Annotated in this window: 24 protein-coding genes; 20 read left to right on the top strand and 4 right to left on the bottom strand. The window is 34.2% G+C overall.

Translation table 11 applies throughout. The annotated features are described in order from the left end of the window. Nucleotides 1-53: 53 nt before the first annotated feature. Nucleotides 54-1,625, bottom strand: a complete 1,572-nt coding sequence (gene serA / locus QZN33_RS10000; RefSeq protein WP_296791904.1) for a phosphoglycerate dehydrogenase — start codon at nt 1,623-1,625, stop codon at nt 54-56. A gap of 194 nt (nt 1,626-1,819) precedes the next feature. On the opposite strand from serA, the gene QZN33_RS09995 reads away from it, so the two are divergent. Then, on the top strand, nt 1,820-2,158 hold the full coding sequence (locus QZN33_RS09995) for a heavy metal-binding domain-containing protein (RefSeq protein ID WP_296791902.1): 339 nt from the start codon (nt 1,820-1,822) through the stop codon (nt 2,156-2,158). 78 nt (nt 2,159-2,236) lie between these two features. Further along, nucleotides 2,237-2,962 (top strand): hypothetical protein, encoded by a 726-nt coding sequence (locus QZN33_RS09990; protein WP_296791899.1) that lies wholly within the window; start codon nt 2,237-2,239, stop codon nt 2,960-2,962. Here QZN33_RS09990 and QZN33_RS09985 read toward each other — a convergent pair. Both QZN33_RS09985 and QZN33_RS09980 read right to left on the bottom strand, forming a co-directional pair. Continuing rightward, nucleotides 2,959-3,345, bottom strand: a complete 387-nt coding sequence (locus QZN33_RS09985; protein ID WP_296791896.1) for a hypothetical protein — start codon at nt 3,343-3,345, stop codon at nt 2,959-2,961. The two genes, QZN33_RS09990 and QZN33_RS09985, sit on opposite strands and share 4 nt — an antisense overlap. Before the next feature lie 9 nt (nt 3,346-3,354). Further along, on the bottom strand, nt 3,355-4,287 hold the full coding sequence (locus QZN33_RS09980; RefSeq protein ID WP_296791893.1) for a transcriptional regulator: 933 nt from the start codon (nt 4,285-4,287) through the stop codon (nt 3,355-3,357). A gap of 69 nt (nt 4,288-4,356) precedes the next feature. On the opposite strand from QZN33_RS09980, the gene QZN33_RS09975 reads away from it, so the two are divergent. The 11 genes from QZN33_RS09975 to QZN33_RS09925 all read left to right on the top strand — a co-directional run bounded on the left by QZN33_RS09975 (nt 4,357) and on the right by QZN33_RS09925 (nt 13,767). Further along, entirely contained in the window at nt 4,357-5,607 is a 1,251-nt protein-coding gene (locus QZN33_RS09975; RefSeq protein ID WP_394347057.1) for a DUF1743 domain-containing protein, read from the top strand. Between the two features lie 320 nt (nt 5,608-5,927). Then, nucleotides 5,928-6,713: a DUF3100 domain-containing protein gene (locus QZN33_RS09970; RefSeq protein WP_296791886.1), complete on the top strand. Its 786-nt coding sequence runs from the start codon at nt 5,928-5,930 to the stop codon at nt 6,711-6,713. After that, a complete protein-coding gene (locus tag QZN33_RS09965; protein ID WP_296791883.1) occupies nt 6,714-7,205 on the top strand; it encodes a hypothetical protein in 492 nt (163 codons plus the stop codon). A 192-nt stretch (nt 7,206-7,397) separates the two neighbouring features. Beyond that, nucleotides 7,398-8,300, top strand: a complete 903-nt coding sequence (locus QZN33_RS09960) for a DUF3100 domain-containing protein (protein ID WP_342764151.1) — start codon at nt 7,398-7,400, stop codon at nt 8,298-8,300. Beyond that, nucleotides 8,301-8,792, top strand: coding sequence for a hypothetical protein (locus tag QZN33_RS09955; protein ID WP_296791877.1), 492 nt, complete (start codon nt 8,301-8,303; stop codon nt 8,790-8,792). 89 nt (nt 8,793-8,881) lie between these two features. After that, nucleotides 8,882-10,288, top strand: coding sequence for an MmgE/PrpD family protein (locus tag QZN33_RS09950; protein ID WP_296791875.1), 1,407 nt, complete (start codon nt 8,882-8,884; stop codon nt 10,286-10,288). A gap of 5 nt (nt 10,289-10,293) precedes the next feature. Then, the gene (locus QZN33_RS09945; protein ID WP_296791872.1) at nt 10,294-11,196 is read left to right on the top strand and encodes a peptidase; all 903 of its coding nucleotides are present in this window, start codon (nt 10,294-10,296) and stop codon (nt 11,194-11,196) included. Nucleotides 11,197-11,200: 4 nt separating this feature from the next. After that, nucleotides 11,201-12,073 (top strand): fumarate hydratase, encoded by an 873-nt coding sequence (locus tag QZN33_RS09940; protein WP_296791869.1) that lies wholly within the window; start codon nt 11,201-11,203, stop codon nt 12,071-12,073. 42 nt (nt 12,074-12,115) lie between these two features. Continuing rightward, complete coding sequence (locus QZN33_RS09935; protein WP_296791867.1) at nt 12,116-12,916, top strand: citryl-CoA lyase; 801 nt, start codon at nt 12,116-12,118, stop codon at nt 12,914-12,916. 1 nt (nt 12,917) lies between these two features. Further along, complete coding sequence (locus tag QZN33_RS09930) at nt 12,918-13,427, top strand: nitroreductase family protein (RefSeq protein ID WP_296791864.1); 510 nt, start codon at nt 12,918-12,920, stop codon at nt 13,425-13,427. A 1-nt stretch (nt 13,428) separates the two neighbouring features. Beyond that, a complete protein-coding gene (locus QZN33_RS09925; protein ID WP_296791862.1) occupies nt 13,429-13,767 on the top strand; it encodes a hypothetical protein in 339 nt (112 codons plus the stop codon). Here QZN33_RS09925 and QZN33_RS09920 read toward each other — a convergent pair. After that, nucleotides 13,757-14,086, bottom strand: a complete 330-nt coding sequence (locus QZN33_RS09920) for a hypothetical protein (RefSeq protein WP_296791859.1) — start codon at nt 14,084-14,086, stop codon at nt 13,757-13,759. The genes QZN33_RS09925 and QZN33_RS09920 overlap by 11 nt on opposite strands. A 63-nt stretch (nt 14,087-14,149) precedes the next feature. Here QZN33_RS09920 and QZN33_RS09915 point away from each other — a divergent pair, with 63 nt between their 5' ends. The 7 genes from QZN33_RS09915 to QZN33_RS09885 all read left to right on the top strand — a co-directional run bounded on the left by QZN33_RS09915 (nt 14,150) and on the right by QZN33_RS09885 (nt 19,658). Further along, nucleotides 14,150-14,500, top strand: coding sequence for a hypothetical protein (locus QZN33_RS09915; protein WP_296791855.1), 351 nt, complete (start codon nt 14,150-14,152; stop codon nt 14,498-14,500). A 165-nt stretch (nt 14,501-14,665) separates the two neighbouring features. Continuing rightward, nucleotides 14,666-14,980 carry an HrpE/YscL family type III secretion apparatus protein gene (locus tag QZN33_RS09910; RefSeq protein WP_296791852.1) on the top strand — a complete coding sequence of 105 codons (315 nt, stop codon included), beginning with the start codon at nt 14,666-14,668 and terminating at the stop codon, nt 14,978-14,980. An 11-nt stretch (nt 14,981-14,991) separates the two neighbouring features. Then, nucleotides 14,992-16,992 carry a V-type ATP synthase subunit I gene (locus QZN33_RS09905; RefSeq protein ID WP_296791848.1) on the top strand — a complete coding sequence of 667 codons (2,001 nt, stop codon included), beginning with the start codon at nt 14,992-14,994 and terminating at the stop codon, nt 16,990-16,992. A 65-nt stretch (nt 16,993-17,057) separates the two neighbouring features. After that, nucleotides 17,058-17,546: a V-type ATP synthase subunit K gene (locus QZN33_RS09900; RefSeq protein ID WP_296791845.1), complete on the top strand. Its 489-nt coding sequence runs from the start codon at nt 17,058-17,060 to the stop codon at nt 17,544-17,546. Nucleotides 17,547-17,559: 13 nt separating this feature from the next. Further along, nucleotides 17,560-18,171 (top strand): V-type proton ATPase subunit E, encoded by a 612-nt coding sequence (locus QZN33_RS09895; RefSeq protein WP_296791843.1) that lies wholly within the window; start codon nt 17,560-17,562, stop codon nt 18,169-18,171. Nucleotides 18,172-18,186: 15 nt separating this feature from the next. Continuing rightward, nucleotides 18,187-19,341, top strand: coding sequence for a V-type ATP synthase subunit C (locus QZN33_RS09890; protein WP_296791841.1), 1,155 nt, complete (start codon nt 18,187-18,189; stop codon nt 19,339-19,341). Beyond that, nucleotides 19,338-19,658, top strand: coding sequence for a V-type ATP synthase subunit F (locus QZN33_RS09885; protein WP_296791837.1), 321 nt, complete (start codon nt 19,338-19,340; stop codon nt 19,656-19,658). Before QZN33_RS09890 ends, QZN33_RS09885 begins: the two co-directional genes overlap by 4 nt. Nucleotides 19,659-19,691: the final 33 nt, after the last annotated feature.

Here is a 19,691-nt window from a genome sequence, read left to right as displayed (position 1 = left end):
TTTTGCTTAAAAAAATAAATAAAATAAAAAACAATATTGGTGAAAATTGTTTTTTATAATTCTAATCCGTTAGCTTCATAGACATTGTCTAAAGCTTGGATTTCTTTAATAACATCTTTTGGAATTTCTTTATCTAAAGTCAGAACCATGATGGCTCTTCCGCCTTTTTCATCTCTTCCGACTTGCATAATTCCGATGTTTACGTTATGTTCTCCTAATTTTGTACCAATTTTACCGATACTTCCAGGAACATCTTCGTATTTTGCAATGAACATGTGTCCTTCAGGAATAACGTCGACCCAGTAATCATTTACTTTTAAAATTCTTGCTTCGTGAAGATGGGTACCTTCAGCGGAGAATACGTCATCTGAACTTTTTGCAATAACTTTAATTAATGATTCATAGCCTTTTGCTTTATTTTTTCTTCCTTCAGTAATGCTGATTCCTCTGTCTTTTGCAACGAGAGCTGCATTAACTGCATTTACAGGAGAACTTAAGAACGGATTAACAGCTCCCTGAATAACAGTTCTTGTTAATATTTCAAGGTTATCGATTTCAGCTAATTCACCGCTGTAAATAATTTCAATTTCTTTAATTTTACCGTTTACTCCCTGGGAGATGAAACTACCTAATTTTTCACATAATTCTATGTAAGGTGCTACTTCCTGGTAAGTGTTATTGTCGATTCTAGGCATGTTTAAAACATTTCTAGGGTTTTTACCTTTGGCCAAATCGATAATTTCATCAGCTACAATAATAGCAGCATCTCTTTGAGCTTCTTTGGTTGAAGCTGCAATGTGAGGAGTTAATACAATGTTATCTAGTTCGAATAATTTTGAATCTTTAGGAGGCTCTTCTTCATATACGTCTAAAGCGGCTCCACCTATTTTATTATTTACTAAAGCATCGTATAATGCTTCTTCATCAATGATTCCACCACGTGCACAGTTTACAATGTAAGCACCATCTTTCATGATTTCAAACTGTTCAGCTGAAATTGAATGTTTGGTTTCAGGAGTAAGTGGGACGTGGATTGTAATAAAGTCAGAATTTTTAAGCACGGTATCCAAGTCGGTTAAATCTACACCCATTTGTTTTGCGACTTCTTCAGGTAAGTATGGGTCGTATGCCATTGCATCCATACCAAAAGCTTTGCATCTGTTGACTACTTGGGATCCGATTCTTCCCATACCGATTACACCGAGAGTTTTGTTCCTTAGCTCAACACCCATAAAGTTTTTCTTTTCCCATTTGCCTTCTTTAACTGATTTGTCTGCAATGGAAATTTTACGAGCCATGCTTAAGATTAATCCCATAGTGTGTTCCGCAACAGTAACTGAAGTGGATTCCGGTGAATTGACTACCATGATACCTTTTTCGGTAGCTGCATCTAAATCGATGTTATCTACACCAACACCAGCTCTTGCAATAATTTTCATGTTGTCTGCTTTTTTAATAATGTCTGCAGTTAATTTTGTCCGACTTCTTACGATGATTCCATCGTATTCGTGAATGGTATTTGCTAATTCTTCAGGAGTAATGCTGGTGTCTACAACAACTTCAGCAACTTCCCTTAAATTTTCAATACCCTTTTCATTAATTGAATCAGCAACGAGTACTTTCATATTTTCACCATAATATTGTAAATTTTAAATTGAATATTTAATAATAAATATTACTTAAAATTTTATTTTTTATTATATTTATAATTTAAATAATTCTTTAAAAAATAACATATTTTTATAAGGTGGTTTAAAATATTTAAATAGCAGTAATGATTACTTTAAAATCATTACTTAAAAAGTTAGGAGAAATAATTATGGTATCTATAGAAGAATTTGCGATTTCTACTGCAAATGATATTCCCGGATTTAAAATATTAGAAACAAAAGGATTTATTTACGGTTTAACTGTCAGAAGCAGAGGTGCAGGTGGTCAAATAGGTGCGGGCATCAAATCCATTTTTGGCGGAGAAATCAAACAGTATGTAACCATGATGGAAGAGTCAAGGGATGAAGCTTTAAAAAGAGCAATCGAGCATGCAAAAGAATTGGGTGCAAACGGTATTGTAGCTATCCGATTTGATTCAAATGAAATTTCCGATGTAATGCAGGAGATTTTAGTATACGGAACTGCTGTTGTCGTTGAGAAGGAATGAGGTGATATTATTTATCTTGACGAGTTAGAATTCAAAGGCAAATCAATTCCGCAAACAATCTTAGGTTTTGGGCCGTTCATGGCGGAGCCTTATTTTGGGCATCGCTCCAGGCTATATCAGCTTGATTTATATGACAGTCCTCAAAATATATCTGATGTTATTGTCGAATCATATAATCAGGGTGTTAGGGCTATCAATTTAATTAATGACAGCAATCTGCTTGAAGCATATGATATTGCAGCAGAACAGGACTGCAAAATGAAAGTAATTGCTACTGTTGGAAGATCAGATGTTGATTATTTAAATCCCAATTATGAAGTTGCAAAAGAAGTCGACTGGGATGAGGATATTGAGCTTTTTTCCGATTATGACTGTCCCTTAATGCTTGTTGATGAATTTATTGTTGACGGTTATGACTGGAAGCTGACTTCCAAAATTTTATCCGAAATCAACAATACTGGTTCACTTTCAGGACTGATTACTGCATTTCCATCCAAAACTACGGATATGATTCGTGAAAATCTCGATTTGGATCTGTTTGACTTTTACATGATTCCATTCAATTCAATTTCATATATGATGGATATTTCCGCATTTAATGAATCTCAAAGGGAAGGATTTAAACAGAAATTGCTTGGTTTGAATAAAAAAGTTATAGCCTCCAGAATATTGGCTGCCGGTGTTCTGCAGCCTAAAGAAGCTTTTACATTTTTCAAAAATATAGATTACATTGATTTGATTACTGTTGGCGTTGCAAAGGTTGAAGAAGCTAGGCAGGATTTTTCACTTTTAAAAGAATTCTAAAGTTTAACTACTTCGTATTCTTCAAAAGGAATAAATCCGTCTTCTTTTAAAGTCTTGTTCAAATCAGCCAATCCGTTTATCAAATCTTTAATATTTTTATTTGACGGTTTTTTGCCTGTGATTTGAAGGTACTGTCTTGGTGAAATTTCACATAAGTCACATTCAAAATTGCAGCATCTGTTTTTTTCTTCACAGCCGTATCCTTCCTGTTCTTCATCAGTTCCTATCACGATATCGTCAAGGATTCTTGACACTCTTTCATCAGATGCAAACATTGCAATTTTCTGTGTTTTTCCACATATTCCAATAGCTCTCTGTCCTTTATAATTGCAAACCCATTTTATCGGATGATTTTCCATATCTGTAATCTGTAAGTTTTCCATTTTACCACTCTAATTTTCTTTTCTCTCTTTAATCATTTTAAGTAATTCTTTTGAATCTTCAAATTCCTTTAACTCCCATGATTTTATCACAGGAATTGTACCTATGGATTCTTTAATTTTTTCATTATTAATTATAAAAACCGGTTCAGATGTTGTAACCATAGACAAGTCCTTTAAAGGTATTGCCATTCTTTTTAAAGTTTTTTCGGTTCGGTTTTTTTCAACATTTGTCAGTAAAGGAGAATCATTATCCGAACTTTTCATTTTAGCAACAGCATCAAATGGACTTTTATTTGTAGATAAGACTCCATATCCTAATTTTGATAAGTCATTAACGTCATCACTATATTTGATATTGTCGTTTTGAGGCTGTTTCAACAAATCAATGTCTAAGGTTACTTTTGTATTCAGTATTTCTTCCAGAATCATTGCAGTTTCAGTATTTGCACGGACAATGCCGTTTTCATATTTGTACATTGTAGCACGAGAAACATGAGCTAAATTAGCTAAATCCTTTAAAGACATTGAATACTCTTCACGGTACTGCTTTATAACATTGCCGTCTATTTTAACGAAATATCCTCCACGGTCAGCCAAAATCTCCGGATATTCATTATAGACAATCATGTTTTTAAATGTATCAAAAGTGATTGTTGGAATGTCATATCTTTCATAGATTACTCCTTCTTCGAGAATTCCGTTTCTTGACTTTTCTCCAATGATTATGGGTGAAGCTAGAAAGATATTGGCCAGCTGTTTCATTTCATGGGCATTATGTTCGTTAATGCTGTCAATGTTTAAAAAAGTTTTTAAAAGCAATATCAGCAGATTTTTTCTTGCTACCAGGTCAAATGATCCCTGCTCGTATATGTCGGAGGTCTTATAACCTTGGGATTTCAGTAGTTGTTCTATTTGCTGTAACAAGTTTCCACGAGTAAACATTGAATTACCTCTTCAATTAAACTATATATTGTTATAACTCTAATATCTTATATATTTAAGGTGATTTAAATTAATGTTTTACATATTGGAATAGATGACACTGACTCTCCCGATGGGATGTGTACAACGTTTCTGGCCAGTCAAATCATAAACAGACTTGAGGAAAATGGAATTGAACTTTTGGACTATCCGAGGTTAATCAGATTGAATCCCTTTGCCAGATTCAAAACAAGAGGAAACGGAGGAGTCAGCTTTAAAATAGAAAATGATGATAAAGCTGATTTGGCCCGTAAAATTGTTCTGGAGGAAGTTGAAAAATTGTCAATGTTTGACTGTGACAATACAAATCCTGGAGTAATATTTTATGAAGGTGAAATAACCTCTGCTATGCAGGATTATGCATTCAGGGCAATTTATGAGTTTATCACAATTGAAGAGGCTGAAGATTTTGGAAAGTCAGTTGGCTGTGAAATTCACAAATTCAAAAAAGGAAGGGGAATTATCGGATCAATTGCAGCTATCAGTCTGCCGTTGTCTGATTATACATTTGAATTGCTGACATACAGAATTCCTGAAAATTATGGAACCAAACGCCAGATTGATTATGAATCTGTATATGAAATGGACAAGAGTACTTTTCCGGACACTTTTGAAAATATTGATTATGGGGAAAACTACATTGCCATTGAACCCAAAACCCCCTGCCCGGTCCTCTATGGAATCAGATCAAACACTGTTGAGGCATTGAAAAAAGCAAAAGACATTGTTAAAGTTTCAGAACCTGTTGCCGACTGGTGCATATTCAAAACTAACCAGCATACAGACATGCATATTCAGAAAGCTCAAAATATAGCATCAATGAAACAGTTCGGCTGCTATGAAGTCACAGGTGAAGTTAAAAACAGGCCTAAAATAATTGATGGGGGGCATATGTTTTTCTTTATACGGGATGAATCCGGTGAGATTGAATGCGGTGCATATGAGCCGACAAAAACTTTCAGAAATACTGTTTCTCATCTGCGTCCAGGTGATGTGATTCGTGTATTTGGAGGAATCGGTGAGCAGAATACATTCAACATTGAAAAATTCCAGGTTATCCGGCTTAATGATGTCGAGTATAAAAATCCGGTTTGTGAGTGCGGAAAAAGAATGACTTCAGCCGGTAAAAACAAAGGATTCAAGTGCAAAAAATGTGGAAGAAAAATAGAATCTGACAAAAAAGTTCCTATTATAATCACTCGTAATTTAAAAAATTCTCAGTTTTACGAAACACCGGTTTCTGCAAGGCGACACTTGTCAAAACCAATTTGTAGAATGTAGTTTAATTAAATTATTCTTTTTATCTTTTTATTTTTAGTAAGGGGCAATTATATTCAAATTTTTTTATTCACATTTAGTGAACTAATTATTATTTTATCATGATTTTTATTCATTTTTTCGGAACTTTTGAGAACTGAATGCTATGTATTTATATACTACTTTTTTGAAATAAAAAATTAATTAAATTTGATTTTTAATACTGGGGAGAGGGTATTATTTCACAAGATGATATTGACACGAAGGAAGTTCAACATATTTATCGTGAAAAAACGGATAAACGTATTTTAAAAAAGAATCCGTGGAAAGATTATGGGCTGCATTTGTCTGTTCTTGTTTTAGTTATCGTAGCTATGTATATAGGACCAATTGAATTAAATATTTCAAGTGGTGTTACTGTTTCTATAATGCCGTTGTTATATACAATGGTTTTAGGTTTAATATTTTATTTGGCAAAACCAATTACATGGATTCAAAGAAAACAGTCTAGAGTAGCTGAAGGAGCTATGATGCTTTTCATTGGTGTATTAATTGCAAAATTGGCAGTTTCAAGTGGTCAATCAATTCATCTTATCTTTGAAATGGGTCCCGCATTGATGCTTCAGGAATTAGGGCATTTGGCAACAATATTCGTTGCACTTCCAGTTGCATTGCTTTTAGGTTTCAAACGTGAAACTATCGGTATGACAAATTCCATTGGCCGTGAACCTGAAGTGGCAGTTGTTGTTGATAAATATGGTTTTAATTCTCCTGAATCTCGTGGTATTTTTGCTTTATTTATTGTTGGGACTATAATAGGAACTGTATTTATTAGTTTTTTAACAAGTATCAGTGTTGAACTTTTACCGTTGCACCCTTATGCTTTTGCTATGGCAAGTGGTGTCGGCAGTGCAAGTATGAATGCAGCATCTTTAGGTCCGACTCTTGCGGCATTTCCTGCTTTGAAAACTCAAATTGAAGCATTTGCAGGATTCAGTAATCTGCTTTCATTTTCAATCGGTATATATATTGTAATATTTATTGCTTTGCCTCTGACAGAAAAATTATATGAATTTTTAGAACCAAAAATCGGCAGAAAATCTGTTGTTGATGAAGATGGAGGTGAATAAATGCCTGAAATAATTGACGGATCTGAAAATGTTTCTGTGCATGGTATTTTTAATTGGATTTTGCTTCTGGCAATATTTTCTGTTATCACTGCAATTGGAAATTTCATAGGTTATGAACATCCTATATCTGATTCTTTAATTGGTATGGGGATATTATCCTTAATTACTCTTGTAGGGGTCTGGATGGAACGATATCTTCCGTTTAATATTTCATCCATTATTTATATCAGCGTAATTGGAATCGTTCTTGCATTTCCGGGAATGCCTACTTCAGAGACTTTACTTTATTACGTTTCCCATGTGGAACTTTTATCTATTGTTACAGTATTTTTGGCTTATGTGGGTATTGGTATGGGTAAAAGCTGGGATGAGTTTAAGGCATTGGGTTGGAGAGCAATAGTTATAACTATGCTGGTAATTGCTTCCACATATCTAGGATCTGCTGTTGTGGCTCATATTGTCCTTGTTTTAACTGGAGTTCCAATAGCTTGAACTTCTCCGGTTTGTAGAAGCCTGAGAATTCTTGCCAATAATGTTAAAATTTCTTTTTTTCTTATTTTGCGAATTTTTTATAAATTCATTTCTATTTTTTTCGTATTTTGTGAAATTTTAAAATTTAAACCTAATTAATTTAAATATTAGATTTAAAAAAAATATTAATTATACTGTAAAATATTTTATAATATTTTCAAATGGGAGAGGATTGTTATTCCTGATAAAGATGGGCAAGTTGAGCATATTTATCGTGAAAAAACGGATAAACGTATTTTAAAGAAAAATCCGTGGCGAGATTACAGATTACATGGTACTGTGCTTATTTTGGTCATTATTGCGGAATTAATAGGTACAATCAACATTCCCATTACAAAAGATGTTGCCATCACTATAATGCCTTTAATCTATACAATTGTTTTAGGTCTGGTTTTTTATCTTGCAAAGCCTATAAAATGGATTCAAAGAAAACAGGCACGTATTGCTGAAGGGGCTATGATGCTTTTCATTGGTGTTCTTATTGCAAAATTAGCCGTTTCCAGTGGTCAGTCCATAGGCCTGATTTTTGAAATGGGTCCTGCATTGATATTGCAGGAAGTGGGGCACCTTGCAACAATATTGGTTCTTCCAATAGCATTGATTTTAGGATTTAAAAAGGAATCCATTGGTATGACTAACTCCATTGGGCGTGAACCTAACGTTGCTGTTGTTGTAGATAAATATGGATTCAATTCTCCAGAATCAAGAGGTGTATTTGCAATATTTATCATAGGAACTGTTATCGGTACAATATTTATAAGTTTCCTCGTTACTTTATCATTATCATTCCTGCCGCTGCACCCTTATGCTTTTGCTATGGCAAGCGGTGTCGGCAGTGCAAGTATGAATGCGGCTGCAATAGGGCCTACTTTAGCAGCATTTCCAGGATTGGAAACTCAAATTGAAGCATTTGCCGGTTTCAGTAACCTGCTTTCATTCTGTGTGGGAATCTATATTGTGATATTTGTTGCTTTGCCTTTAACTGAAAAAATGTATAATTGGCTGGAACCTAAAATTGGAAGAGATTCCATAATGCCTAAAAAGGAGGATGAATAGATGCCTGATTTGATTGACGGATCTGAAAATGTTACTGTACACGGTATTTTTAACTGGATTTTGCTGCTGGTTATATTTTCAATTATTACTGTTATAGGTAATTATTTGGGATATAAACATCCTATGACTGATTCACTGGTTGGAATGGGCATACTGTCAGTAATCACTCTTGCGGGAGTATGGATGGAAAGGTACATACCGCTTAACATTTCCTCAATTCTTTATATAAGTGTAATAGGTATTATTTTAGCATTTCCGGGCATGCCTACATCCGATTTTGTTTTATACTATGTTTCAAAAGTTGAACTTCTGGCAATCGTTACAGTATTTCTGGCATATGTAGGTATTGGAATGGGTAAAAGCTGGGATGAGTTTAAGGCATTGGGTTGGAGAGCAATTGTTATAACTATGCTGGTTATTGCAGCAACCTATTATGGTGCAGCTATTGTTGCACATGTCGTATTGGTTTTAACCGGTGTTCCTGCACTATAAAACCTTAATTTATTTGATTTAGAAAAATTGTTTTAACTTAAAAGTTAAATTTTTAATCTACTTCTTACATATATTATCTCAGGTGTTTTATGTTTTTAAAAAATATTTCTAAATTTATTTCAAACTATCGTTATGAACAGGCAACTGTGGAATCCATCACCACTGTAAAAGCTGCTTTTTTGGATTTTTTTGGAGTAACCTACAGGGGAGCAAGCGAAAACGCTTCAAAAATAGCTTTTAATACAGTTGAAGAAATATTTTCAGGAAACTTGAATATTAATTTAAAAGCTTCAGTTATTGGCAGAAATCTAAAAACAGATGTTTTAAGTGCTGCTTTTTTAAATGGTGTTTCAGCCCATGTACTGGAGCTTGATGATGGCCATAGGGGTGCTCAGATTCATTTGGGAGCTATAATATTTCCAACAGCATTGGCTATTTCAGAAGCTTATGACTTAAGCGGAAAGGAATTCATTGAAGGGGTTATTGTAGGATATGAAGTTGGAATACTTCTTGGAAAAATTGTAAATCCCAATCATAGGAATAAAGGATTTCATACAACCGGAACAATAGGTGCTTTTGTTGCAGGGACTGTTGCTTCAAAACTGTTGAAGCTTGATGATGAGCAAATTCTAAATGCGTTGGGTCTGTGCGGAACCCAGGCTGCCGGACTTCTGGAATCAGACCATGGGGGTTCAATGGGCAAATCCCTGCATGTAGGTAAAGCTGTATATAATGGAATTTTATCAGCTATTCTTGCCAGAAATGGTTTTACAGGAAGTGAAACTATTATTGAAGGTAAAGAAGGATTTTTAAAAACTATGGTCTATGGTGATGACTATGCTGCTGAAAATTTTTCCCTTGAAAGTGTCTTAAAAGAAATTGGCAAGGTCAGGATTAGGGATATCTACTTTAAGAAATATCCGTTCTGCAGACATCTCCACTCTTCTATTGACACTGCTTTAAAATTAAAGGCAAGCATAGGTGAAGAATATGATCATATCCAGAATATCGCTGTTAAAACATATTCTGTTGCCGCTGAACACGATAATTTCCATCCGAAAAACATTGAAGAGTTAAAGCAGTCTCTTCCATATGCAGTTGCAATATCTCTGGTTGTCGGAGAAGTTACTGTAGATTCAATAAATCAGCTGATAGAATACGGTCTTTTGGATAATTATTCAACAGTCGATAAAGTAAACAGCATTAAAAATCTTGTAAATAGGATGATTATTCTTTCAGATGATAAACTGAATGATTTATATCCGGATAAAAGGCCTTCAAATGTTATTATTAAATTGGATGAAGTGTTTAGAAATGGAGTATTTCAAAACATAACCCTGCTTCCTAAGGGTGATTTTGAAAATCCGTATCAATTGACAGAACTGATTGATAAATTTAAGGACAATAATCCTTTATATGATGTCAGAAACCTGACTGTTATTGATTCTCTTGAAGATTATTCCATGAAATATGTAGTTCAAAAATTAAATGAGTAGATAATATGGATGAAACAAAGGAATTTTTAAAAAAAATTGGTATTAAAGAAACTTTTGAAGAATTCAAATCATATAAACGATTTAATGATGGGGGCCAATATCGTTTTGAAGTTCCTGGAATCCAGTCTCCAAAAACAATGGATGCACTACTTAAAGAATCTGTAAAAAACAATATTTTTATTCACAGAGTAACCCAAACCAAAGGGATAATGCTTTTAAGTGATGATGAAATCACACAGATGGTCGATTTGGCAAAAGATTATGGCTGTGAGTTGTTTTTATCTGTAGGGCCAAGAGCAACTTATGACACATCAGCTACTGTTCATACTAAAGAGGGCAGCAGAATAGGTTACAGGCTTAGAGGCTACGATAATCTGGTTTATGCAATTGAAGATGTTAAAAGGGCATGCGGATTGGGAGTTCGTGGAATTTTGCTTTATGATGAAGGTCTTCTTTGGGTTTTAAATAAAATGAGATGTGAAGGAGAACTTCCGGAAAATGTTCATTTTAAACTGTCTGCTCATGCAGGCCATTCAAATCCCGCTTCTGCAAAATTGCTTCAGGAAAATGGTCTTGACTCTTTAAATCCAGTTCGTGATTTGCAGATTCCAATGATTGCAGCTATCAGAAATGCCTGTGATATGGCAATTGATCTGCACACTGAAAATCCTAAATCCACAGGAGGATTTATAAGACATTATGAAGTTCCAAAATTCATTGATGTTGCAGCGCCGGTCTACTTAAAGACAGGAGGTTCTGTTGCGGCAAATCATAACTGGGATACAACAGAAAAAGAAGCAATTGCACGTATAAAACAGGTCATGCTTGTTAAACGGGTCATTGATAAATATTGCCCTCAGGCTGTACCGTCACCTGCAAAATCTGATGATTTATCTATTCCTGAGTGATTATATGAGCATTATTGAAGATATTTCTAAAACAGTTATTTCCGCATCCACTACTCTCAGCGATGATAAACTTAAAGCATTAACCGGGGCAATAGAAACAGAAGAAAATGAAAATGCCAGATGGGCATTATCACAGATGCTAGAAAATTATAAAGTTGCTCAAAAAACCAAATTTCCTTTATGTGATGATACGGGAATTCCTCATGTTTTAGTGGAATTGGGGTCAGATAGACAAATCACAGGGGGAATGTTAGGCCAGATTCAGGAAGGCATTGCTTTAGGGTTAAATAATCTTCCGGCAAGGCCTATGGCTGTAAAAGGCAGTGAAATTGAAAGAATAGAACAAATCAAAGGATTATATGAAAAACCTGGAATGTTAAAGCCGGCTTCTATTCTCATCGATACAGTCAATGATGAATCCAGCTACAGGAGAGATATTGCACCGGATACATTAAACGTTCATCTGATTTTGGAAGGGGGAGGTCCGGAAATCAGGGCCAAAACCTACAGAGTATATCATAAAAGGTCATTTTATAATGTAATTGATACTGCAGTTGATTGGCTTGAGGAATCCTTGAGTTTACTTGGATGCACTCCATCAATTCCATCAATCGGCATTGGAAGAACTCATTATGAAGCCAATGCTCTTCTTTTAAAGTCAATTGTTTATGGAAATCTTGACCGTCAAAGCGAAGTTGAAAAGTATGTTGCTGGCCGATTGAATGAAACCGGCATAGGTCCTATGGGATTTGGCGGAAGAACAACAGTTTTAGGTTCTTATGTAAACATCGGCAATCAGAGGGCAAGTGGAGTTAGAATTGTTGCCATCAGACCGTCATGTTTTGTAGAGCCAAGAGTAGCAACATTAAAATTATAGTTTCATATAAAATTATTATAACAAAAATTAAGGTACATGAAAATGCAAGAAAATAATTTTAGAGTTAATCCTCATTCATTAAAAACAGCTATTTCTCGTGTAGAAACAGATAAAATTGTAACAAGAGGCTACAACCAAAGAGATCTGATTGATAAAATCCGATACAGTGATATGATTTTTTTACTTTTAAGGGGAAGATTGCCTTCTCTTGAAGAAGGAAAGATATTTAATCATGTTCTGGTTTCTTTCTGTGACCATGGAGCAACTCCTCCAAGCACACAGACAGCCAGGCTTGTAGCGTCATCAGGTTCTCCTATGAATTCTGCTGTTGCAGGTGCATTGTTGTCATTTGGACATAAGCATGCAGGAGCTATTGAAAAAACAATGGAACTTTACCAGTCAAAAATAGGTTCAATCTATTCTACAGGGGATTCAGCAATTGACAATAAGCAAATTGCAAGCTGTGCAATTGAAATTTACAGTGAATATATCCTAAAAGGTAAAAAAATACCTGGTTTTGGACATAGATATCATAATGTTGATCCGAGAGCTGATGAACTGATGAATATTGTGGTAAAAAGGGGTTTTATAGGACCTCATATCAAATTGGCTTTGGCATTGGAAGATTTGGTTTATGAAAAAAAGCAAATCAGACTTAACGTTGACGGTGCAAATGCTGCAATACTGTCTGATTTGGGATTTTCTCCGGATTTGGGTCTTGGAGTTTTCATGATTGGCAGACTTCCAGGAATTATTGCACATATTCATGAGGAAAATATGGATGAAGAAGAATTCAGGCGTTTTTTAGACCTTGATGATATAGTATACGATGCAGGTAGATAATATGGAATTTATAGATGTAATCAATCAGAGATACAGTGTAAGAGGATATTTGGATAAGGAAGTTGAAAAAGAGAAACTCGATTATGTTCTAAAAGCGGCAACAATTGCTCCTACAGGCGTAAATGCACAGCCTTTTAAGGTATATGTCATTGATACCAAAAAATATAAAGAGGAATTATCTAAAATTTATGGGGCAAAATGGTTTGTGGAAGCTCCTATTGTATTATGTGTTGTTGGAATTATAAATGAAGCATGGACAAGACCTTGGGATCAGAAAAATATTGCAGATATCGATGCAACCATTGTTATGGACCATATGATTTTAGCAGCACAGGATGTCGGTCTTGGAACATGTTATATTGGGGCATTTAAAAAATATGAAGCTCATAAATTCCTTAACTTGAAAGAAAATGAAGAGGCAGTCTTATTCACTCCTTTAGGATACGGCAATGCAGAGCCTCGTGAAACTCCAAGAAAAGAATTGGACGAATTTGTAGTTTACATGGATTAAAATGAAATTATTTATACTTGCTGCAGATAATTCCAAAGAAATGGAAAAAATTTCACAGGAGCTATCTCAAAAAAAGTTCAAGATAATGGAAAAAAACAATAATTATGTACTGATGAGAAAGAAAAGATTCGGCAATCTTTTGATTCATGCAGTCTGTTTAATACTTGCATTGTCTGCTTTTTCATTGCTTATATTTATTAATGTGATATATTTCATGTATTCATATATATGGGCATCTCCAAGCGTACTGATAACTACAGAAAAGGTTTCAGACGACGGGGAACCTCTGGAATTCAATAGTATGGATGAGGTTATGGATAAGGCCAATTCTATTCTATAATTTCATCTACACTATATTCTTCTATTTTTCGAATAACTAAAGGATTTTCGCTGTTTATATATTCAGATTCTTCACCTAGTTTTGCATCAATGAATACTTTATCAACGCCTGGTTCTGTGAACAGTGTCATGATGTCTTTTAAAAATCCGTCATAGTCTTTTTGAACATCTTCATCACTGAATCCCAAACGTGGAAGCTCATTGGTCCAGATATCGTTGCCCGGTGAGAATTTTTTATCACAAATCTTATCTTCTTTTATTTCACTGTCTAATGTAAGTGAAAAATTTTTGTTGAGAATTATCCAAACTGCTCTTTCCATATGTATTCATTAAACTATAATAATATAAATATTATGAAGTTTAATAGAAATGTAAGTGTTATTATGGCAAATGTAAAAATGTTTAAATATTTGGGAGTAATGTTAGCAGTAGCGTTAATTGTTTGGGCTATAGCTCCATTTTTAATGCATCAGCCAATAACCAATGATGTTATGGCTACAGCGATAATTTTTATTATGATAGCTGTTGCTTATCTGATAATATTATATAACCCTAGCTGGCTTAAGGCAGTATTCTTTTTTGAAGGAATAATTATTGGTGTAAGCGGCTATATGTTACTTAGCTATCCTTACAATATAGGATTTGCTGTAGTGGGTTTAATTATTATTATAATATCAATTTTGGCTTATTTACAAAAATTACCACCTAGTATATTGAAATGGTTCTATAGATAAACTGTTTATCCTTTATTCTTTTTTTTATTTAATTTTTTGATATAAATATTATTTTTTGAATACTTTTTTTTAATTTATTTTGGATTTTACGAATTCTTATCAATATTAAATAGTAAAAGATATATATATTGCACAATAAAAATAAGTACACCATGGTGATTTATTATGGCAGAGATATCAGACGCAATCGCAATGATAAAAAAAGCTGAATCTGATGCTGAACAACTTATTGTTGATTCAGAGTCTCAATCAAAAGACTTAATTGCTGAATCACAAGTTAAAGCTGAGGAAATCATTTCCCAAGCTAAAAGTGCAGCAGAAGAGGAAGCAAAAAATACTGTTTTTGATGCAGAAGATAAAGCTAAAAAAGAAGCAGAAGATATTGCTAAAAAGTCTGCTGAGGACGTTGCAGCCTTAAAAGACAAAGCTATGGCAAATGTAGATGAAGCTGCTTCAATAATTGTCAAAAATATTATGTAGTGTGAGATTATATGTTCAAGACAGCTAGAATGCGTAAAATTAGAATAGTTACACTGGAAAAGTATGTAGCCCCTACAGTGGATGCTCTCCACGAATCAGGACTCTTACAAGTCAGTGATATTTCTGATAGCATTCAGCAAGATCCTGAATTAGCGGAGTTAGTTACTCCTTCAAAAGTTTCTCCATATACTGGAAAGCTATCTTCTCTTCTTATGAAAACAAACGGTATATCTGAACTATTAGGAAATTCTTTATCAGAAGGCCATGGGTTAAAAGACACATTAATGTCTTTTATTAGTCCGGATTTACCAGTTCAAAAAGAAGTAGAAAAATTAGATACTGAAGCTTTTATTGCAAAAGCTGAAGACACTTTAGCCCAGGTGGAAAGTAAAACAAGCGTAATTGAAGGTAAACTAGCCGCACTCGACGCTGAAACAAGTGAACTACAGTCTAATAAAAGTTTGGCTAATCGCTTATCTAATTTTGACATGGATTTAGCTCTTTTAAAAGATTCAAAGTACACTTCTACTACTGTTGGAAGGATTGATGCTGGATCTACTTCAGAAATCAAAAATGAATTAAGTAAATTGACAGATGAATTAGAGGTATTTACTGTTCCTATGGATGATAAAGAGGGAGAAATTATCACCGTAGTAACATTGAAAGAATACAGTGACGAAGTTTATTCAACACTTCGTAAGTTTGACTTTGAGAAAATTGAAATTGGTAATGTTGAAGGAACTCCTCAACAGGTCATTTCACATGCTGATTCCAGATTATTAACCATTGAATCAGAACGTGCTTCTGTTAAATCAGAATTACGTGCAGTTGCTGAACAATGGGACGATGATATATTGGCTCTCAAAGAACAATTAGAAAATGAAAAAGAAAAGAACGAAATTCTTTCATCATTTGTTCAAACTAAAGATGCATATGTCTTAGAAGGCTGGGTGCCTGTTAAAGACACAGAAAAAGTTGAACAATTGGTCGAAAAAAGTTCTGATGGACATTGTGCCTTTGAAACAATAGAGGTTGAAGGTACAGATGATGAAAATGTTCCTATCCTACAACAAAATGGATGGTATGCAAGACCTTTCGAATACCTGGTTGATATGTACTCTCCAGTACGTTACAATGCAATTGATCCAACTATATTTGTTGCAATCACATTCCCATTATTCTTCGGTTTCTGTTTAACCGATGCAGTATATGGTTTAATTGTAGCTCTTCTTGGTGTAGTATTATTAAAAGGAATGGGTAAAGTTAAAAAATCTATGCATTCCTTTGGTTGGATTTTAATCTGGTCTGGTCTATGGGCTATTATACTGGGTCTGATTACCAATGGTTTCCTGGGAGATTTCCCACAAAGGATTGTTGGTTTCCGTCTTCCAACTGTAATTTCTTCAGTTGAAGCATTTGTACACCCGGATATTATTTTGATAATAGCTATCGCAATTGGTTTACTTTACACCAATATCGGATTTTTAATAGGTGCTATTAACAACTTAAGATACGGTAATAAGAAAGATGCTATCGGTTCTCAAATCTGCTGGTTTGTATTTGAAGCTGGAATAGTTTTACTCGCTTTAGGATATATCCAAGTACTCGGTATGGTTGGTATAATCTTAGGCGCTATCTTAATAGTTGCAACTATTGGAATGTTGGTATGGGCTAACGGTGCATATGGTGTAATGGATATTTTCGGTTACATGGGTGATGTATTATCCTATGCTCGTCTTTTAGCATTATGTTTAGCTACTGGTGGTATTGCAATGACTGTAAACATCTTAGCTCAAATGATAAACAATATGGTTCCATATGTGGGTATTGTACTCGCAATCGTCATATTCTTCGGTGGTCATATTGCAAACTTCCTCTTCCAAGTATTAGGTGCATTCATTAACGCTTTACGTCTTAACTATGTAGAATTCTTCTCTCAATTCTTCATGGAAGGTAAAGGTAAATTCGAAGCTTTCAAAGCAAAAAGAACATTTACTAAAATTAAAAATTAAAAATTTTTCATTTATATCTTAAATTAAATTTAAAAAATCAATATTATTTCAAAGGTGAATTAAATATGGTAGAAATGGGTTTAGGAGCTGCTTTAGCTGCTATTGGTGCTGGAGTAGCAATCGGTTTCGCTGGATTAGGTTCCGGTTTAGGTCAAGGTATGGCAGCTGCTGGTTCTGTAGGTGCAGTTGCAGAAGACAATGACATGTTCGCAAGAGGTATTATTTTCTCTGCATTACCAGAAACTCAGGCTATTTACGGTTTCTTGGTCGCAATTTTATTACTTGTATTCTCAGGATTATTAGGTGGAGACGCAACTAAATTAACCCTCGAAGCAGGTATCGTTGCAATAGGTGTAGGTGCATCCATTGGTTTTGCTGGTTTAGGTTCCGGTATGGGTCAAGGTATGGCAGCAGCATCTTCCGTTGGTGCTATTGTAGAAGATAATGATATGTTTGCACGTGGTATTATTTTCTCTGCATTACCAGAGACACAAGCTATTTACGGTTTCTTGATTGCTATCTTACTTATGGTATTCGGTGGAATCTTAGCTTAAGGAGGCAATTTATATGAGCTCAGGCACAGATAAAATTGTTTCAAGCATTATGTCTGAAGCCCAAGAGAAAGCTGATGTAATCATACAAGATGCAAATGCTGAAGTTTCAGCAATTACTGCAAAAGCTGAAAAAACTGCTGAAGCTGAGAAAATCAAAATTCAAGAGAATGGTAAAAAACAATCTGATATGAGATATCAGCAAATTATCTCTGAAGCTAAGATGAATGCTCGTAGAGCAGAGTTAGGCGCTAAAGAAGAAGTTATTGAAGCAGCTTTCGCGAAAGCTACTGAACAGTTAAAAAATGAAGCTTCTTCAAATACTGAAGACTATAAAGATTCATTAAGTTTAATGATTAAAGAAGCAGCTGATGAAATCGCTGGCAAAGATTTAATTATTCAATTAAATGAAGCTGACACTAAAGAAATGAAAGATCAACTTTCAGGAAGCTCTACTTTCCAAATAGAAGATATCACTTTTACATTAGGTGAACCTATTGATGCTATTGGTGGAGCTATTTTAAAAACAAGTAATGGAGATATTGAAGTAAATAACACTATTGAAGCTAGATTAGACAGATTTAAAAGTATCTTACGTAGTGAAGTTGCTGAAATATTATTTAAATAATTAGGAGGATAAATCATGGCAAATGAAATTGCTACCTTAATAAGTTCTATGGGACTTACACAAGAAGTATTTCTTGTATTTTGTGTTATAGCAATACTTATTGTTGGTGCAGTTGTTGTAATCATTGCATCTAGACCAATTTTGGACATTTATCCTTATCTTAACCCAAGTGCAAGAGTAAGAGCTAGAAAAGGAAGACTATTTGATGAAAAACAAATTTCCGAACTTGTTGAAACCAACAATGTAGAAGAAGTTGAAAACTATCTTAAAGGTGTTCCTGAGTACGCAGATGTTCTTGACGAATATCCTCTTGATAAAGCATTAGATGTTGAACGTGCTAATACTTATGACTTTATTGCAAGATTAGCTCCTAAGGAAGTAAAAGATCCTTTTGTTGTAATGTCTAAAAAAACTGATATTGACAACATTAAAAGCCTTTTAACTGCTAAGGAAGTTGGTCTTTCTGCAGATGAAACCAAAGAATTATTAATTCCATGCGGTTCTTTATACGCAGAGCTGGAATCATTAGCAGATGCAGAAAAAGTCACTGACGTTGTTACAAGTTTAGACGGCACTGAATACGCGACTGCTTTAGAAGATGCTCTTCCACAATATGAAGAAACTAAGATGATTCTTCCATTAGAATCTGCTTTAGATAAATATTATTTAGGCAAATTATTACGTTCTTCTGAAGTTCCTGCTGATGAAAACAAACAAATTTTATATTCATATGTTGGAACTCAAGTTGATGTAGCTAATCTTAAACTGATTATAAGAGCAAAACAAGACGGTCTTGAATATGACGAAATTGCTCCTTATATATTAGAAGATGGATACCAATTACGTGAATGGAAACTTAAAGATTTAATGGAATCACCTGATGTTACTAATGTAGTATCTGGTTTAGAAGGAACAAAATATGCTAATGCATTATCAGATGCAATTCCAGTATACAATGAAACCGGTTCCGTTGCAGTATTTGAAAAAGCATTAGATACTTATGCCGCAGATTATGCTAAATCTTTATCTGTTAAAAAACCATTAGGTATTGGTCCAATTATTGGTTATTTAAGTCAAAAAGAAAGTGAAATTAAAAATTTAAAAATTATTGCAAGAGCAAAAAGAGAAGCAGACTTCCCTAATTCTAAAATCATGGAGATGTTAATATGAGTTCAGTAGCAGTTATTGGTGATATTGATACCGTATCCGGATTTAGACTTGGTGGTGTCAAAAAAGCTGAAGTGGTCAACACTTCTGAAGAAGCTATTGCAGCTTTTGATAAATTTTTAAATAATGATGAAATTTCAATTATTATCCTTACTCAAGTAATGGCTAATGAAATTAGAGAACACATTAATAGGCAAGTTGGTTCAAACGTTTTACCAATGATAATTGAAATACCTGATAAAGATGGCTCCTCTGAAGGATCATCTGATCAAATAAATGACCTTATTAAAAGAGTTATCGGGGTAGAGATGGTTAAATGATTATTGAAGGAAATATTATTAAGATTGCTGGGC

This window comes from uncultured Methanobrevibacter sp. (genome assembly GCF_900314615.1).
Lineage (GTDB): Archaea > Methanobacteriota > Methanobacteria > Methanobacteriales > Methanobacteriaceae > Methanocatella.
This window is presented reverse-complemented; position numbering and strand designations above follow the sequence as displayed.